At 48.3% G+C, this 14556-nt stretch carries 22 protein-coding genes; 20 read left to right on the top strand and 2 right to left on the bottom strand.

Going from position 1 to position 14556, the window contains the following annotated elements; translation table 11 throughout:
• Positions 1-9: 9 nt before the first annotated feature.
• The 3 genes from C0081_RS20220 (at position 10) to C0081_RS20230 (ending at position 4192) form a co-directional block, all read left to right on the top strand.
• Positions 10-1179 carry a M20 aminoacylase family protein gene (locus tag C0081_RS20220; RefSeq protein WP_101535547.1) on the top strand — a complete coding sequence of 390 codons (1170 nt, stop codon included), beginning with the start codon at positions 10-12 and terminating at the stop codon, positions 1177-1179.
• Positions 1180-1352: 173 nt separating this feature from the next.
• Positions 1353-2396 carry a nucleotidyltransferase family protein gene (locus C0081_RS20225; protein WP_101535548.1) on the top strand — a complete coding sequence of 348 codons (1044 nt, stop codon included), beginning with the start codon at positions 1353-1355 and terminating at the stop codon, positions 2394-2396.
• Between the two features lie 266 nt (positions 2397-2662).
• Complete coding sequence (locus C0081_RS20230) at positions 2663-4192, top strand: sensor domain-containing diguanylate cyclase (protein ID WP_101535549.1); 1530 nt, start codon at positions 2663-2665, stop codon at positions 4190-4192.
• 237 nt (positions 4193-4429) lie between these two features.
• Here the strand turns inward: C0081_RS20230 and C0081_RS20235 are convergent, their stop codons facing one another.
• Positions 4430-4756, bottom strand: a complete 327-nt coding sequence (locus C0081_RS20235; protein WP_101535550.1) for a cupin domain-containing protein — start codon at positions 4754-4756, stop codon at positions 4430-4432.
• A gap of 478 nt (positions 4757-5234) precedes the next feature.
• The gene (locus tag C0081_RS20240) at positions 5235-5531 is read right to left on the bottom strand and encodes a helix-turn-helix domain-containing protein (protein WP_101535551.1); all 297 of its coding nucleotides are present in this window, start codon (positions 5529-5531) and stop codon (positions 5235-5237) included.
• A 284-nt stretch (positions 5532-5815) separates the two neighbouring features.
• On the opposite strand from C0081_RS20240, the gene C0081_RS20245 reads away from it, so the two are divergent.
• From C0081_RS20245 to C0081_RS23295, 17 genes are all read left to right on the top strand, one after another.
• Positions 5816-6175 (top strand): hypothetical protein, encoded by a 360-nt coding sequence (locus C0081_RS20245; RefSeq protein WP_101535552.1) that lies wholly within the window; start codon positions 5816-5818, stop codon positions 6173-6175.
• Between the two features lie 90 nt (positions 6176-6265).
• On the top strand, positions 6266-6394 hold the full coding sequence (locus tag C0081_RS23735; RefSeq protein ID WP_280952898.1) for a hypothetical protein: 129 nt from the start codon (positions 6266-6268) through the stop codon (positions 6392-6394).
• Entirely contained in the window at positions 6391-6945 is a 555-nt protein-coding gene (locus tag C0081_RS20250; protein WP_101535553.1) for a hypothetical protein, read from the top strand. The genes C0081_RS23735 and C0081_RS20250 overlap by 4 nt, the downstream gene beginning before the upstream one ends.
• Entirely contained in the window at positions 6942-7856 is a 915-nt protein-coding gene (locus tag C0081_RS20255) for a protein rep (RefSeq protein WP_101535554.1), read from the top strand. The genes C0081_RS20250 and C0081_RS20255 overlap by 4 nt, the downstream gene beginning before the upstream one ends.
• 65 nt (positions 7857-7921) lie before the next feature.
• Positions 7922-8239, top strand: coding sequence for a hypothetical protein (locus C0081_RS20260; RefSeq protein WP_146006503.1), 318 nt, complete (start codon positions 7922-7924; stop codon positions 8237-8239).
• A complete protein-coding gene (locus C0081_RS20265) occupies positions 8226-8405 on the top strand; it encodes a hypothetical protein (RefSeq protein ID WP_101535556.1) in 180 nt (59 codons plus the stop codon). Before C0081_RS20260 ends, C0081_RS20265 begins: the two co-directional genes overlap by 14 nt.
• A gap of 201 nt (positions 8406-8606) precedes the next feature.
• The gene (locus C0081_RS20270; RefSeq protein ID WP_101535557.1) at positions 8607-9128 is read left to right on the top strand and encodes a hypothetical protein; all 522 of its coding nucleotides are present in this window, start codon (positions 8607-8609) and stop codon (positions 9126-9128) included.
• The gene (locus tag C0081_RS20275) at positions 9109-9786 is read left to right on the top strand and encodes a helicase HerA domain-containing protein (RefSeq protein ID WP_101535558.1); all 678 of its coding nucleotides are present in this window, start codon (positions 9109-9111) and stop codon (positions 9784-9786) included. Before C0081_RS20270 ends, C0081_RS20275 begins: the two co-directional genes overlap by 20 nt.
• A 195-nt stretch (positions 9787-9981) precedes the next feature.
• The gene (locus tag C0081_RS23290) at positions 9982-10125 is read left to right on the top strand and encodes a hypothetical protein (RefSeq protein WP_180966975.1); all 144 of its coding nucleotides are present in this window, start codon (positions 9982-9984) and stop codon (positions 10123-10125) included.
• Between the two features lie 49 nt (positions 10126-10174).
• Complete coding sequence (locus tag C0081_RS20280) at positions 10175-11005, top strand: major capsid protein P2 (RefSeq protein WP_101535559.1); 831 nt, start codon at positions 10175-10177, stop codon at positions 11003-11005.
• Between the two features lie 12 nt (positions 11006-11017).
• Positions 11018-11404, top strand: coding sequence for a hypothetical protein (locus C0081_RS20285; protein WP_101535560.1), 387 nt, complete (start codon positions 11018-11020; stop codon positions 11402-11404).
• Positions 11405-11604: 200 nt separating this feature from the next.
• Positions 11605-11988 carry a hypothetical protein gene (locus C0081_RS20295; protein ID WP_101535562.1) on the top strand — a complete coding sequence of 128 codons (384 nt, stop codon included), beginning with the start codon at positions 11605-11607 and terminating at the stop codon, positions 11986-11988.
• Positions 11988-12329: a hypothetical protein gene (locus tag C0081_RS20300; RefSeq protein ID WP_101535563.1), complete on the top strand. Its 342-nt coding sequence runs from the start codon at positions 11988-11990 to the stop codon at positions 12327-12329. Before C0081_RS20295 ends, C0081_RS20300 begins: the two co-directional genes overlap by 1 nt.
• On the top strand, positions 12326-13330 hold the full coding sequence (locus C0081_RS20305; RefSeq protein ID WP_101535564.1) for a hypothetical protein: 1005 nt from the start codon (positions 12326-12328) through the stop codon (positions 13328-13330). The genes C0081_RS20300 and C0081_RS20305 overlap by 4 nt, the downstream gene beginning before the upstream one ends.
• Positions 13330-13671 (top strand): hypothetical protein, encoded by a 342-nt coding sequence (locus tag C0081_RS20310; RefSeq protein ID WP_101535565.1) that lies wholly within the window; start codon positions 13330-13332, stop codon positions 13669-13671. Before C0081_RS20305 ends, C0081_RS20310 begins: the two co-directional genes overlap by 1 nt.
• Positions 13668-14351 carry a cell wall hydrolase gene (locus tag C0081_RS20315; RefSeq protein ID WP_180966976.1) on the top strand — a complete coding sequence of 228 codons (684 nt, stop codon included), beginning with the start codon at positions 13668-13670 and terminating at the stop codon, positions 14349-14351. The genes C0081_RS20310 and C0081_RS20315 overlap by 4 nt, the downstream gene beginning before the upstream one ends.
• The gene (locus C0081_RS23295) at positions 14351-14506 is read left to right on the top strand and encodes a hypothetical protein (RefSeq protein WP_180966977.1); all 156 of its coding nucleotides are present in this window, start codon (positions 14351-14353) and stop codon (positions 14504-14506) included. The genes C0081_RS20315 and C0081_RS23295 overlap by 1 nt, the downstream gene beginning before the upstream one ends.
• The last annotated feature ends 50 nt before the right edge of the window (positions 14507-14556 follow it).

A 14556-nucleotide genomic window follows, 5' to 3' on the forward strand; every position in this document is an offset into this window, starting at 1 on the left:
GGAAATAGCATGAGTGATTTTGCAACTTTATCAGATTTTGATGCCGCCAAGAGTGAACTGACGACGATCCGGCATCACCTTCATGCGCATCCTGAGTTATCGGGGCAAGAACAAAATACAGCAGCCTTTGTCGCCGAAAAACTGGAAGAGTGGGGCTATGAAGTGACGCGCAATATCGGCGGGCATGGTGTTGTTGGGCGCCTGCGTGCAGGGGAAGGAAACAGATCCATTGCAATTCGCGCCGATATGGATGCCTTGCCTATTCAGGAGAACACAGGGCACTCTTATGCCAGCCAGACGCCCGGTGTCATGCATGCCTGTGGCCACGATGGGCATACCACCATGCTGCTTGGCGCTGCACAATATCTGGCACGGACCAAAAACTTCTCAGGAACATTGAACCTTGTGTTTCAACCTGCTGAAGAATCCATCGAAGCCAGCGGCGCGCGCGCCATGATAGCTGACGGCCTCTTTGAACGGTTCCCCTGCGATGCAATCTTTGGCATGCACAATCACCCTGGCGTGGCAGCCGGCACTATTTTGACGCGCTCTGGTCCGATGATGGCCGCAGCAGACTCAGTGACAATTACTGTCAACGGCAAGGGAGGCCATGCGTCTCGCCCGCATTTGTGTATCGATCCGATTGTATGTGTTTCGGCAATTGTAATGGCCTTGCAAACGATTGTATCGCGCAGCATCGATTCCAATGAGCCTGCTGTAGTGACCGTGGGCACCATACATGGTGGCACAGCCTCCAATGTGATCGCTCAGGAAGCTTCTATTTCCGTGAGTATCCGCTCGTTCTCTGCAGAGGTGCGAGCACTTTTAAAATCCCGTCTTGTTACCATTGTCGAGACGCAATGCGCATCATGGGGGGCAACAGCAACAATTGACTTTGAAGCAGGGCATCCGGTGGTGGTCAATGCAGCTGACGAAACGGAATTTGCAACATCAGTCTGTGAAGAGCTCGTCGGAAAAGGCAACGTGGGGGAATGTCCGCTTATTCCCGGAAGCGAGGATTTTGCCAACTATCTCGATCACAAACCCGGGTGCTTCATTCGTCTGGGAAATGGGGAAGAGTCCGCGATGCTCCACAATCCAGGTTATGACTTTAACGATGAAAGTCTGACAACGGGCGCGGCCCTTTGGGCGCGTCTGACGGAACGCTTTTTGCGTTAAGGCTGGTTAGGTGATACCCTCCGATATGATGATATCGTGGGTTTTTCTGTGTAAAATCGAACGAAGCCTACGATGCCAAAAACTGCTAGGGATCAAGCTTTGATTTCTTCTAATACTTTGACTCTATTTATTTTTGCCAATAGACTAGTGATAAATAACTGGGATTGGCAAAAATGTTTGAAATCAATCAATTAAATGGAGATTCAATCCGCGACATGATTGATGCGCGTGAGCGTTATCATTTGCTCCGCTCCGCTCAAGCCGATGCCAAGCACAGCTATGGCGGCTCGATGCAATTTGAGTCCCGTGGGAAAGCAGAATATCTCATCAAACGCCCTTATGGCAGTTCCACTCGAAAATCTCTTGGTCGTCGCAGCAAGGACACAGAGGAGAAACTTGCAAAATTTCTGTCAGGCAAGGCACGCATTGAAGAGCGTGTCACCGGACTACGCAAGCAATTGGAAGAGCAAGCTCCTATTTTGAGTGCCCGCGGATTGGGTCGTGTGCCAATACTGGCGGCACGAATTATGCGCAAACTTGACGATCTTGGTTGGCTTGGCACCAGTCTAACCGTCCTTGGTACGCACGCCCTCTATGCCTATGAAGCACAGGCCGCAGTTCGCATCGATTCAGCAATGGTGGCAACCGGCGATGTGGATATTCTGTTTGATGCCAGACGCCGTCTGATTATGTCAGGGGACGTAAGGAAAAATGGCCTCATCGGAGCGCTAAGATCAGTTGACCACTCCTTTGAGAAGGAACGTAGCAGAACCTATACCGCTGCGAATAAGGATGGTTATATGGTTGATTTACTCGAACCTCTGGATCATGGTCGGATCATGCTTGAGGGCAGTGCCCAATTGTCTGACCATCCCGACGATTTGGTGGCAACAAGCACCGAAAGCAGCAAATGGCTTTTGAATGTACCCAAATTTACAGCGACATCTTTTGATGAACGGGGGCTGCCGGTTCGTATCGTGACGATTGATCCACGGGTCTATGCCCTGCAGAAATTATGGATCACGGAGAATGACCCCAGCCGCGATCCCGCCAGACGCTTCCGTGATGGCCAGCAGGCTCGGCTTGTTGCACAAATTGCAACCAAACATTTAGGGCTTTCTTTTGACGATACTGTTCTGTCCGGGTTGCCAATGTCCTTCCGTAGACTTTCTGAAAAACTAAAGACTGTTGAACAGGATGAATTCCACGCCTGGTGAATTCGCCGTAGACGGAGTCCAATCAGCACTTTCCCGACGCGTTATAGCTTGGTTTGAATATCAATTGACATACAAAGAAAGGCCCTGATGCAGAAGGTCTTTTCACCTGCACGGCGTCGCGATCAAAGAAAAAGTTGAAGAGTCAAAAAGACCGCCGAGATTGCTAAGGGTTTTCACCCACATCCCTTAACTGGAAATTCAATGTTTTCACCCATAGTAATACAACTTCATTCTGAGTATTTGGTTGTATTTTTGAGGCATATGTTATGAATCGTGCGGCATCCGGCAAACAAAAAGAGCTAAAATCATATGTCTGGATTGCCTGTATCCTTGCGACATTGGCATTTTTATCCTCAAACATCATCATGTTGAAAATAGCAAGTAATACAGCCGATGATGTTCAGCTTGCTAAGCAAATGCAACTTGTCGAACATGAAATCGAAAACCAGTATTTCATGCACGCACGAGATCAGAGCCAGATTTCAAATTGGGATGACGCATTAAAAGCGCTCGAAGAAGATGTCGATCTTGAGTTTGTAAAATCCGAAATCGCTGATTGGCTATTTTCAGATTTTGATATTCAAATGAGCATAGTGGTCGATCCCAAGAATATGCCTCGCGTAGCAGTATATGAAGAAACTATACTTGATCCATCAAAGGCGCAGAACGCGATTGATCAAAATATAGATCTGGTCAACAAGACACGTGAAAAATTTGTTGATTATCTGTCCGCCCAGACAGTCCCTATCGAAAATTTTTCTGGAATTCATGATCCCATCCGTTCTGCCAGCCCAATCTATGCTGCGGGCTTTCGTCATTTCAATGGTCAGATTTCTACCGTCGTTGCTCAAGTGTTGGTACCGCATGATGACTATCCAATGCCAAGTGGCACGCCAAGGGTCCTATTGACGTTCAAACCGGTTACGCAGGCAAATTTAAGCAAGATCAATCAAAAGCTCGAGCTTGAAAACTTTGAACTGCGGATTGGAGGCATGCCCTCAAACGAAGAAAAACAGGTTCTAAAATTGTCTGAAGTACCTAGAGAGGGAGCCATTTACGCGTCGTGGCACCATACCAAAGCTTCAGCATATATCTGGAAAATGGCATACCCGACATTTGGGCTGGCATTGCTGATAAGCCTCTTGGCTCTGGTGTTTGTCGGTCGAAAATTCGCCACCACTGTCGAGCAACTACAGCGCAGCGAAGAACAAAACAGATTCCTCGCCTTACATGACTCGCTGACCGGATTGCCAAATCGGTTATTCTTCGATCGAGAACTAGAGACGATCATTGCTGAACAAAAACAGGATCGCTGTGCGATCCTCTGCATGGACTTGGATCATTTTAAAGCCGTGAATGATAGCTTTGGGCATCACGCTGGGGACGTTGTCTTGAAAACAATTTCGGACAGACTCTCTACAATTGTTGAGGAATCAGGCTTTGCTTCTCGCGTTGGCGGTGATGAGTTCATCATTCTCGTTAAAAATCATCTGGATAAAGACAGCGTCATGTATTTGAGCGATCAGCTTATCGAAGAGGCTTGTAAACCGATCGAGATCCCTGGAGCCTCTGTTCAAGTAGGCGCTTCTATTGGCGTGGCTTGGTGGCCAGATGACGCATTAACGGTCAAATCCATCATTCGAAGTGCTGACGAAGCTCTCTATTACTCAAAAGAGAAAGGGAGGGGGACAGTCTCCTGTGCCGACCAGCTGCATAACACCGGTGACCAACTCAAAGCCAATAGCGATCAGACTGTCATTGATCAAATGCGAGATGCAACGTCGCGGACTGGGTGATGTTTCTTGGTTGCACAGCCAATTCACATCTACGGCTCGAAGATTTGCTGCCGGGCTGATTGTAACATCAGCCCTAAGCATCACCAGGCGGCGGTAAGATAATTGGTTTAAAATCATCTCCTAGCCACCGCATTACTCTCTTGAGAACAACAAACCCAACGGTAATGAGACTGCACAGAGTAGATCTATTCCACCTTGGTCGTTGCTTCAAATTAAGGAGGATTAAATAGCAGCGAATTAGCTTTCTACGAAATCTTCCCGCATTGGTACAAAACTATCAAGCAACATGCCGGCTTTTACACATTTGCACCCGTGTATAATATTTGGCTCTTTATACATCGCGTCTCCAGCGCTAACCAATTTGGTTTCATCACCAATCGTGAATTCAAATGCGCCACTGATCACATAGGTAAATTGTTCATGAGGATGGGAATGAAGAGGTGCAACCGCACCTTCCTCGAAACGAACTTCAACCACCATGCCATTTTTGCTATAGGCCATGATTTTGCGGCTAATACCGTCGCCCAAATCGTCAAGTTTAGTATCTTTATTATATGCAAACATAGGCTGTTCTCCTTGCTATATGCGATTGAATAGGATTGTCCAAATCTGTACGACACAGTCGTTCCTCCGGCTGTTACGTTCAAGTAAAAAACGCCGACTTGAGAGCGACAATACAAATTTGATGGCAACGACTGGAAATCCCCATAATAACTTGCTGTCGGGTCCTCATGATACATGAAAACAGCCGCCACAACTGTCAACAGGCTCCGCCATTGGGGGCTACGCAATCAACCATGGTCTCATCAAAAGTATGTTCCAAGGAATTGCGGTCCGAAACCATCGGATCAAGCCTTAAATGAGAAGCTTTTTATCACGGAGTTGAACCCTATATTTCTCCCCAGAAAGCCTCCTGAACCGCATTCTCTTTAGGAGAGAGTGAGATTTTTGATCGGCGCAGGGGCAACATTTTAAATTTTTGCCAAGTTAAACTATTCGCATAATATATCGTATGAGTTGCCTTGATGTTTACCTGTTCAACTTATGTCCCTGTAAGTAATGGTGAAGATTTACTATTAATATAAACCTCTTCCATTTTGCGCCATCTTTCTTTGGCACTTCCTTCAACTGCATCTTGCCGAATTTTTAGAAGCCATAGGTCTGGATCTTCGCCCGCTAATTCGCAAAGCTTTTCAATGTTTTCATCCACAGGAAGTGCGCGGCCTCGTGCCCATCCGCTAACGCTTGGGTTAGCTACGCCTATCGCATCTGCAATTTTTCTGAGTGATTTAGCGTCTGAACGCTGCTTCACCAATTCAAGTAATTGGTTAATATTCATAAGGTTTCCCCGCGAAAGGATGGTTGTGATTAGTGCATGTTATCACATATGGGGTAACCTTGAAATTGTTTCAACGTTGTGCTTAGGCTCAAGCCGATAACTACCTGCTATCGCTTAAACCGATACCCGTTAGCTATCAATTTGCAAGGCGGGGCGCTGTTAGTAAAAGATCGGTCTCCCCGCAAGTAATCCGGCAAGTTGCTGACAGCGCACCAATCCGCCTATCAGCCAAACAGGTTACCCGCCTTGCTCACCTTTTTCTCTTTGGCTGGAGAACCAAAACAATGGCGGAACACAAATACAAATTTCTAAACGCTTTCGGCGAGGTGCGCACGGTGCGCACTACCGTTCGGCTTTCCTCTGGAAAATATTCGAAACTGAAACAGGTTTTAGAGCAAAGCGGCTCACCTGCTTCTCTTGCCCCATCGACGTGGGGTGAGGTCGTCTTGATCTATGGATTTGATGACCAGTTTGATTTTCGTATCGCTGGAATTACGACTGAAGAAACGCGCCGGTTTATCATTGCTGTTGGGCATCGTGTGAAGTCGTGGGAATTGCGCGATGATATGGGGCTTTGCATGGGTGGCGTCATTTTGCCGTCTGGGCCTGATTTCTCCCGCATGGATGAAAGGCGGGCGTCATGAGTGAATTTGCATATGGCTTTTTTGCTGGTGGCGGGTCCGTCATTTTCGTGTCTCTCGCTGTGGTCGCAATCGCCTATTTTGGGGCTGATCATGACTGACATTGATCATCTCATTTTTTGGTCGGCATTTGCCTTTGCGGGCTTCGTTGGCGTTTCAACGTGGTTCATCGTCTTTCTTTTCGCTGGCTTGTTTTCCGGTAAAGACGGGGGCGACAAATGAAAGCGCGTCCCCTGTCTTCTCACAATTGCCCGAAGGGTTGGAACTATGATTGCTCGAATGATCACATTCGGGCTATTGGCATTGCTCCCAAGGCCTTTGAATGGTTCGTTCGGTTCTCTGACAATCTCGGCGCTGTAGCATCTCGCACTTGTGCGCTTGGTTTATATGCTCCTGATGGTGCGATGGTTCACGGCATCCAGTTTGAGCGCGTCCAGCCTAATCACCTGCTAGGGCTAGCCTATAATCTGTTTTGGCTTCCTGATCTTCACACGGCAAAGGTGCTTGTCAAAGGCGCTGAGCGGTGGAGTGAGGCTTATCAGCTGCATTTGCCGGTTTCATCTGATTTCTACAGCTGGCCATTCGTGCAAACTGACTTACCAAGCTTTCAACTCGATCCTGCAACTAACCTCTATACGTCTGCTAGGGCGCTCTGGTCATTCAAGGGCGACGATACCTCAAAAACTTCTCAAAAACGCTCACACGCCCAATCTGGGGCAAAACAGGGCCAATCCAAGCGGGTTCAAACACCTGCACAGGGGGCTCTGTTATGAAGCTTGATAGAGACGCAAATAATCCCACCACTTCAATTGATCAAGCTCCTGCCTATGAGACTGCAAAATCAAGAAAGCATCGCTTGCGCCGTGTGAGTGGTGAATTGTTGGGTGGTGAGCATCGCACAGCAAAATGTGGATGCACTCGCTGCTCTGAAGTTGTGACCGTGAATGCCAACGCGCATGGAAAAGCCGGTTTCAAGGGTGTTTCAACGTGTGGAAGCATTTGGACCTGTCCAGTCTGCGCAAGCAAAATTGCCGCGCGTAGGTCCGTCGAAGTTCAAGAGCTGGCTAAAGCTCACCAAAAGGCCGGTTTTTCGGTCTATATGGCAACATTTACGATTGATCACGGCTTAGGTGATGACGTTCGCGGCCTGCGCACAACGCTTTCACAGTGTTGGGATCAAATGACCAGATCTGGCGCAATGAAGCGCCTCAAAGATCGCTTCAATATTATTGGTTTTGTTCGTGCGCTGGAAATCACACACGGTTCGCACGGTTGGCATCCTCATTTGCACGTTCTTTGGTTCACAAGGCCGCTTGATGACGAAAATTTTTGTGATGATCTGGTCGAAAAGTATGAGCTGGATGACTTGTTTGAAACCGAGCTTGAAGGTGAGGAAAGTGTATTAAAAAAGATGCTATTCAAGCGTTGGCAGGCCGTGACGGCAAAGCGGGGGCATAATGCAAGTTGGAATGCTTTCGATCTAGTCAAAGCAGATGATGCGGCCAAAGCCGCGGAATATGTCAGCAAATGGGTGCTGGAACCGAGATCGCCAAAGGCTCTGAAAAATTGGGTCGCGGATCCCGTTCGCCTTGGGAATTGCTGGATGATGCGGCGCACGGTGATGAATGGGCGGGCCGTCTTTTCGAAGATTATGCACGCTCATTCCATCGTGCCAGGCACTTAACTTATGCGCGTGGTTTGCGCCAATTGTACGAGCTGGAAACAGAGGCTGAAGACGAGCAATTGGCAATGATGGAAGATGCGCCAGAATATGAAGACGGCGGCGAATTGTACCGATTTGATAAGGGCACTTGGTCCGATGTTGTCAAAGCAAAATTGACCGGTCGTGTGCTTGATGCGGCTGAATGGGCAATTGAACACGATGAATGCGCCATGTCGGCAATTCATGATCTGCTGACAGATAACGGCGTTGCTCCGTCTTATATAAAACCTCCTGAAGAATTCACCGGCAAAACAAGAAAAACGAACGCCTGCGCCGGTGTAACGGTCATGAATATGGGCGGCGTGAAACTTGAACTAAGGGAACTAGCAAATGATGCTCACTGAAGAAAATCCTCTCATTGCTGACGTAAAATCACAGCTTGCTCAACAAGCTGAATTGATCCGGATTTTGCAAGAACAGGTCAACGGATTGTCTGAGGGTATTGAAGCCCTTTCCAGTCATCAACAGAAAACGGCCGACCAATCGGGGCCAAAGCTGGACTGGTCATAATGGCAGTTAAAGCGACTGACGTTGGAAAGGGGCGCTGTATTAACTCCAAATGCGGCGCAACCATAATGTGGAAAACGTGGGGTGCAAAACAGGTCTATCACCATTGCCGTGGTGATTACGACACAAAGGCTTGCGGTGGAAAATGGGTAGCCGGTGTAACCGAAAGCGAAAATATCAAACGTCAATTTGAAGGTCAGAAAAATGAGCCAATCGAACCAAAGTCAACTGGAACCGGACCTGAACGAACCGAGGGAACCGAAACAAGAGCCGGTTGCTTCTGATCTGCCCGATTTTGATGAAATTGAAGCGGAATATATTGAGCCTTCCCATATGGAAATTGACGGGCCTGACGGCCTTGGTCCTGCCGGTGTCTTGACCAAAGATCAATTCTATATGGCTTTTGCTTCGGTCTTTGATTTTTCCGGTCTTATGCTCCAGCTGCAAAGCCTTCCAATTCAGGCGCATGAACAAGGGTCGGCGCGGGCGGCATCTGATGCAATATATGAGGTTGCTGAAAAATCGCCTTGGCTTAGCTTCCTGATTGAACCAAGTAACGAATGGGTTCAGCGGGCGCTTGTTGTTGGAACGTTCGCATTTGGCAAGGCAATGGCGGTGAGTGGTGAATTAAATGCTCGGAATAAGAACACTGCCAAAAATAAAACTTCCAGCACCTCTAATAACAATCCCGGAATGGAAGCCTTTAATGTCAGCGAAAAACCGTAAAATAACTTGCATATTCGGGCGGCAAGGCTCTGGCAAATCAACAATCACAAAAGCGATGTTGAAAGCCAAAACTAGAAAGCGCGTGATTGTGTTCGATACTCAGCGCGAATATGAGGGCAGGGGATGGAAGAGGGTTCACTCGCTGGCGGATCTTCTAAAGGTGATAAAACCCATATGGAAAAAAGGCTTTCGGATTTCATATGTGCCGCCTGCTGATAACCTGCCAAAAGAGCTGTCAGACTTGTGCCACCTGATTGAAATGTTGCAAGCCCCATATGCTGAAGGGAAGCACAACGACGAATTGACGCTAGTGATTGAAGAGGCAAATCAATCTTATCCTGTCACTGCTTTACCGGCTGGTGTCAATGGGATGCAGCGGGCCGTCCTGCAGGGCCGTCATTGGGGTGTCGAGCTGATCGCTGTTAGTCAGCGGCCTGCACTGGTCAATATGTCGCTTCGATCTGGGGCTAATTCTACATATGTGTTTGCGTTGGCAAGTTCGAATGATGTGCGCGGCGTGATGGAATTGATCGTAGGCAAGTCAAGGGCGGTACAAGATCACCTGATCGGACTAGAACCGTTCTGCTTCTGGCGTATAGAAAACGGTCGATATCAAACGGGCAAGACGCTTTCGGGTGATCGTTATCGCCTTAATTAACAGCCAATCCCATATGTATATATGAACGCAATTTTCGAATTGCGTTCTTTTTTTGTTCATGTCGTCATGACCGCATGAAACGTGGACAAGACATCTTTATTTCAATTGCTGTGAGTGTGGCCGCTATGGCTATATTCCGTATTGTCATTGAGCCACGTCTACCGAGTTCTAACTCTCAACAAACGTGGTTCTAAAATGAAACTTCCTAACGTCACCTCTGCTGCATTCATCAACACTACGCTGGCTTGCATGGTCGGCATTTTTGCCGCTGGCTATATGATGAATATGTTCCGCTCGAATTCGTACGTTGCGCAAGCTATCGACGGTTACGACGGTTAAGCCGTTTCCTTAATTTCCCCCCCAATCCTGAAACAATAGGAAACGTAAAATGATCCGTACACGGAACAAATTGAACGACTTCACAAACGTGGTCGCTGGAGCTGTCGCAACGATAGACTTGCCTGTGCGAGACCGCTATCACAGCGTTGTCTTGCAAGTGTCTCAAAATGATGGTGTCACGAAGGCGGATATGATTGCTGCATTTGGGCGCATTCGCGTGAAAATCAATGGAAAAGATCAATGGAACCTAACGGTTGCTGAGTTGTTCGCACTGAATGAGCAACGCGGACATGAGGTCGTTGACGGTTTTATTCCGTTGCTGTTCTCTGATCCAAATGCTCGCTCGTACAATGAAGAAACATTGACAGCGTGGGATATGTTGGGGCAATCGACGTTTCAAATTGATGTTGAAATCAAATCGGGAACCGTTGCCCCCTCTATTATCGCCTATGCTGAGACCGAAGCATCTACTAAACCGCTTCAACTGGGGCTTATTCGAAAAATCTCCAAGGTTCGTATTGCTAATAGCAATTCAGGCGCGGCGGCTATCACGCTGACCACGTTGCCTTTGCATGGTTCTGTGCAGGCGCTCCACTTCTTTGAAACTGCCGCCAATGATGTTGAAAAGGTCAGCTTAAAGCTGGCTAAACATGAATTGTTCTCCGCCGAGCGGGCTGTGATGAACTATTTCAACAATCGAGATGGTTTCTCTGCTGTCTCTGGTGTGGCCACTGTGCGTTTTGATAGCACACGTTTGCCTCGTGATGCGATGCCGCTTGTTGCCTCTGATATGCGGCAACATGAATTGCGAATTGACGTTGATATGGCAAACGCAAATGCGTTGACAATGGTCCATGAATTTATTGGGCGGCCTGATTAGCCGGGGGCTCATATGTCGATTTATGACACTCTGACCGCATTGCCTGAAAACAGCCCCTTCGCGGTTACTCAAACTCCAACGGATCGGGTGAATGGTGTGAGCACAGATTATTTTATTCCAGATTTGGCGGGCGATAATGTTTCAACGAATTCTTTAACTGGCTCCGGTTTTTTTAGCGGTATTGGCAGTTTTTTCGAAGGGCTTGGAAATACAGCTTTGGGGTTGTGGGGGCAAAAAAACACCTTCGACATTCAAAAAGCACAAGCACAAGCGGCTATCCAGTCGTCTCAGCAACCGGTTGTAAACGGAACGTCTGCGCTTGGTTCGTCTGACATGATGCCTCTGCTTATCGCTGGCGGTGTTGGCGTTGCGGCAATCCTGATCATGGGTAAAAAATGACGGTGCCAACGCTCCCACCTCTCCAGCTTGCTTTGCAGCTTGGCGGGCCAACCGTTGCCACGTCTGGAGGCACAACGAATGCGAACTGGTCTCAATCGTCTTGGGATCCGTTCGCACAGCAAACGACTGGGCCGCTTGGCTTGTCGTGGGCTGTGTGGCTGGGCGGTGCTGCTGTCGCTTACTATCTGTGGAGCCGGTAAATGCAAATCAATCATGATCATATTCTATCTTCCGAGGTGATTGATTGCCTGATGGAAACGGCAAATCTGGATTACACGACGCGAGAAAGCATCGCGCAATCAGAATGTCTTTATGTGCGTGAAAATGGCGTGATCATTTTTGCGTTGGCCTTTGAGGTCTACAACTGCCCACACGGCAAAGAATTGCAAGTGACCGGCATAAATGGCACTCGCGCAAAGGGCTTTCATTGGGTTCAGATCGCTCTGGAAAAGCTGGAAACAATTTGCGCTGAAAATGAAATCAGCCGTTTGACTTTGATGGTTGAAAGTAAGCGCATTCGCCAGCTCCTTGATCGGATGGGCAAGTTTATGCCTATGGCAACGATGATGGGGCGAATTTTTTAATGTGCTTTTCAAGTCAAAAATCATCTTCTGAGACAAAAACCCAAACGACGCAAATTGACAAGCGCACGGCGGCTCAAGATCAAGGGATCGCGGTTTCAACTGATGGCAATGTCATCATTGATCAAGTGCCAGAGGAATTGCTCGATTTTGCCGGTGGTGTGGCGCAAGGCGCGGCTGATCTGGTCAACAAGTCTTTCAACATGGTGGCCGAAAACACCAGCAAAGTTTTGGCGCTGTCACCTGCGGCCGCTGATGCGGATACGCGCGCCAAAGCTGTTAACCCTGTCGCCATGATCGCGGTTTTTGCTGTCTTGGCCTATGTATTCATGAGGCAAAAATGAGCCGTATCAACGCTGCTACTTTTGACGTGATCATTCCGGCTAATGATGAAGTCAAGTTATCTTGTGCTGGCCGTTATTTTACCTGCAAAGACGCTGATGGCGAATTTTACCTTGAATATGATGAGGGCGGTTCTTTGGCCTTTGAGGGGTCAATGGGCCATTCGCCTGGGGAATTTAATTCGGTTCGGCTGGTCAATAAATCTGAAGATCCAATAACAGCAACCGTTTTGATTTCTGACGGGCCTATTGATGATAACAGGTCTTCATTTTCTTCTACTGATCCCATTCCTGTTCAAATCCAAACTGGCGAAAAGGCTCCTGTCGCCTCTGCTGCTCGGTCTGTTGTCGAGTGCTGCAATCTTGATGTGATTTCCGATTGGACGGCGAAACCAGATTTAACGGTTGTCGCACTGGATGACGGCTTTCGACTTGATGGCTTTGATACAACCGACGATTTCAGGCTAAAAAGTAATGAGCTTGCGTCTGATGTGGGCGGCTCAAGCTTCTGGGGGGGGATGCAAGTTAAGGGCGTTGGCACAGATATCGGCAAGGGAATGAAGGTCCAAGTCATTCGCGGCGGTGCCGGTGTTTGGGAAAATGAAGATGTGAATGTGATTTTGACCGGCGAATGGCAAACGATTGTTGGCCGTCTCGATTTGTCGCCTGAAAACTTCAGCGCATTATTGACGGTTGGATTTAACAAGGTTGGGGCAACGGCTGAAGCTCCGATTATTCGCTTTCCAAAATTGGCGCGTTCCGAAATTGTCAAGCACTCCGGACCTGAAATGCTAATCAAATTGGCAGATGAAAACTCCGACCGGCGGCATTTAAAATTGCAAAATACCGGCGTTTCAAATGTCTGGATTTGGGTGCTGGATGGTGCCGATTATGTGCGTTCATTCTTGCTTGCTCCCTTCGAGCACTACAGTTTTGAAGGGCGAAACGCGCTCGCTGTCGAAGCGGTCGACCATGCTAGTTTTGTTAGCGTTGTGGAGGTCTAATGATGGTTGTTGCAACGAAAAGTAAACAGGGTTTGGTCACTTCCGTAAATGGTAATTCGTTGGCCGTTGTGTACGACAATGCCGGTGACGTTATTCCAGCTGCAGAAAATGTGAATGGTATCATTGTTGATAGTGTCGATGTTTCCGCCGCTGCAAATCAGTGGGGCTATTGTTGCCTATTGCATTTGGGGCCTGACTGTTGGGTGCGCGTAATAGAAAACAATCATTCACAAGGTCGCGTTGATGGGCCGTTTTTCGTGCCTGCTGGCGTGGCTGTCAAAATGGTTAGTGATATCGGCGCTTACAACTATTCAATCAAATGGACGGCGGTGCCGTCATGAGCGCGTCTGAGCTTGTCGGCGTTGGTCTGCTTGGGGTTGCTGCCTTTTATGGTCTGAAAGCCTACAGGCAAAGCCAAATGAACGGCGTTGCGGTTGCTGCTGTGCCTGTCACGTCTGCGCCTGCTGTTTCTTCCGGTCTTTCTATGCCGTCTTTTGATCTGTCTTGGCTCTCTGGCGCGATGGATTGGACCGGCTCTTTTGTGCCTGCCGCCAATGCTTCCACAACTCCAATTTCTGAGGTTTTCGATATGCCAACAAGCACAGCGACGGTTAGTCATGACGTGTTGACGCTTGCACGAACGATCTACGGTGAAGCCCGAAGCGAAACACAAGCGGGCAAAGAAGCCGTCGCCAGTGTCGTTTTGAACCGTGTTAAATCGCCTCGTTGGGGTTCAACTATCGCGACGGTTTGTCTTCAGCCTTGGCAATTCTCTTGCTGGAATGTCAACGATCCAAACTATCCGGTGATTAAAGATTTGCAACCTCGTTCGAGTATCGCATTTGACCTGTGCCTAAGCATTGCCAAGCGGGCCGCGTCTGGGCAACTGCGCGACAATACAAACGGCGCTGATCACTATCACGCAAATTATATTGGTTCGCCTTCGTGGTTGAAGGCGTCACCCAATGCCGTGATGACGGTCCAGTATGGCGCTCACAAATTCTATCGGGGTATTGCCTAATGCCTCCTTTAATCATTTACGGCGCACTCGGTTTGATTGGCATGGGCTTGTTTAAAACAGGTGAGGGCGCTGCAACCGAACTAAAAGGGCTCGCCAAATGGGGCGCCATAGGCGGCGCTGTCTATCTGGGCGGCAAAGTCCTGAAAAAATGGTGACCTGATGCAAGAAACGTTTGCCCATATCGGCCAATATTTAACGCCTGCAA

The organism is Cohaesibacter celericrescens (genome assembly GCF_002866925.1).
In the GTDB taxonomy this organism is placed as follows: domain Bacteria; phylum Pseudomonadota; class Alphaproteobacteria; order Rhizobiales; family Cohaesibacteraceae; genus Cohaesibacter; species Cohaesibacter celericrescens.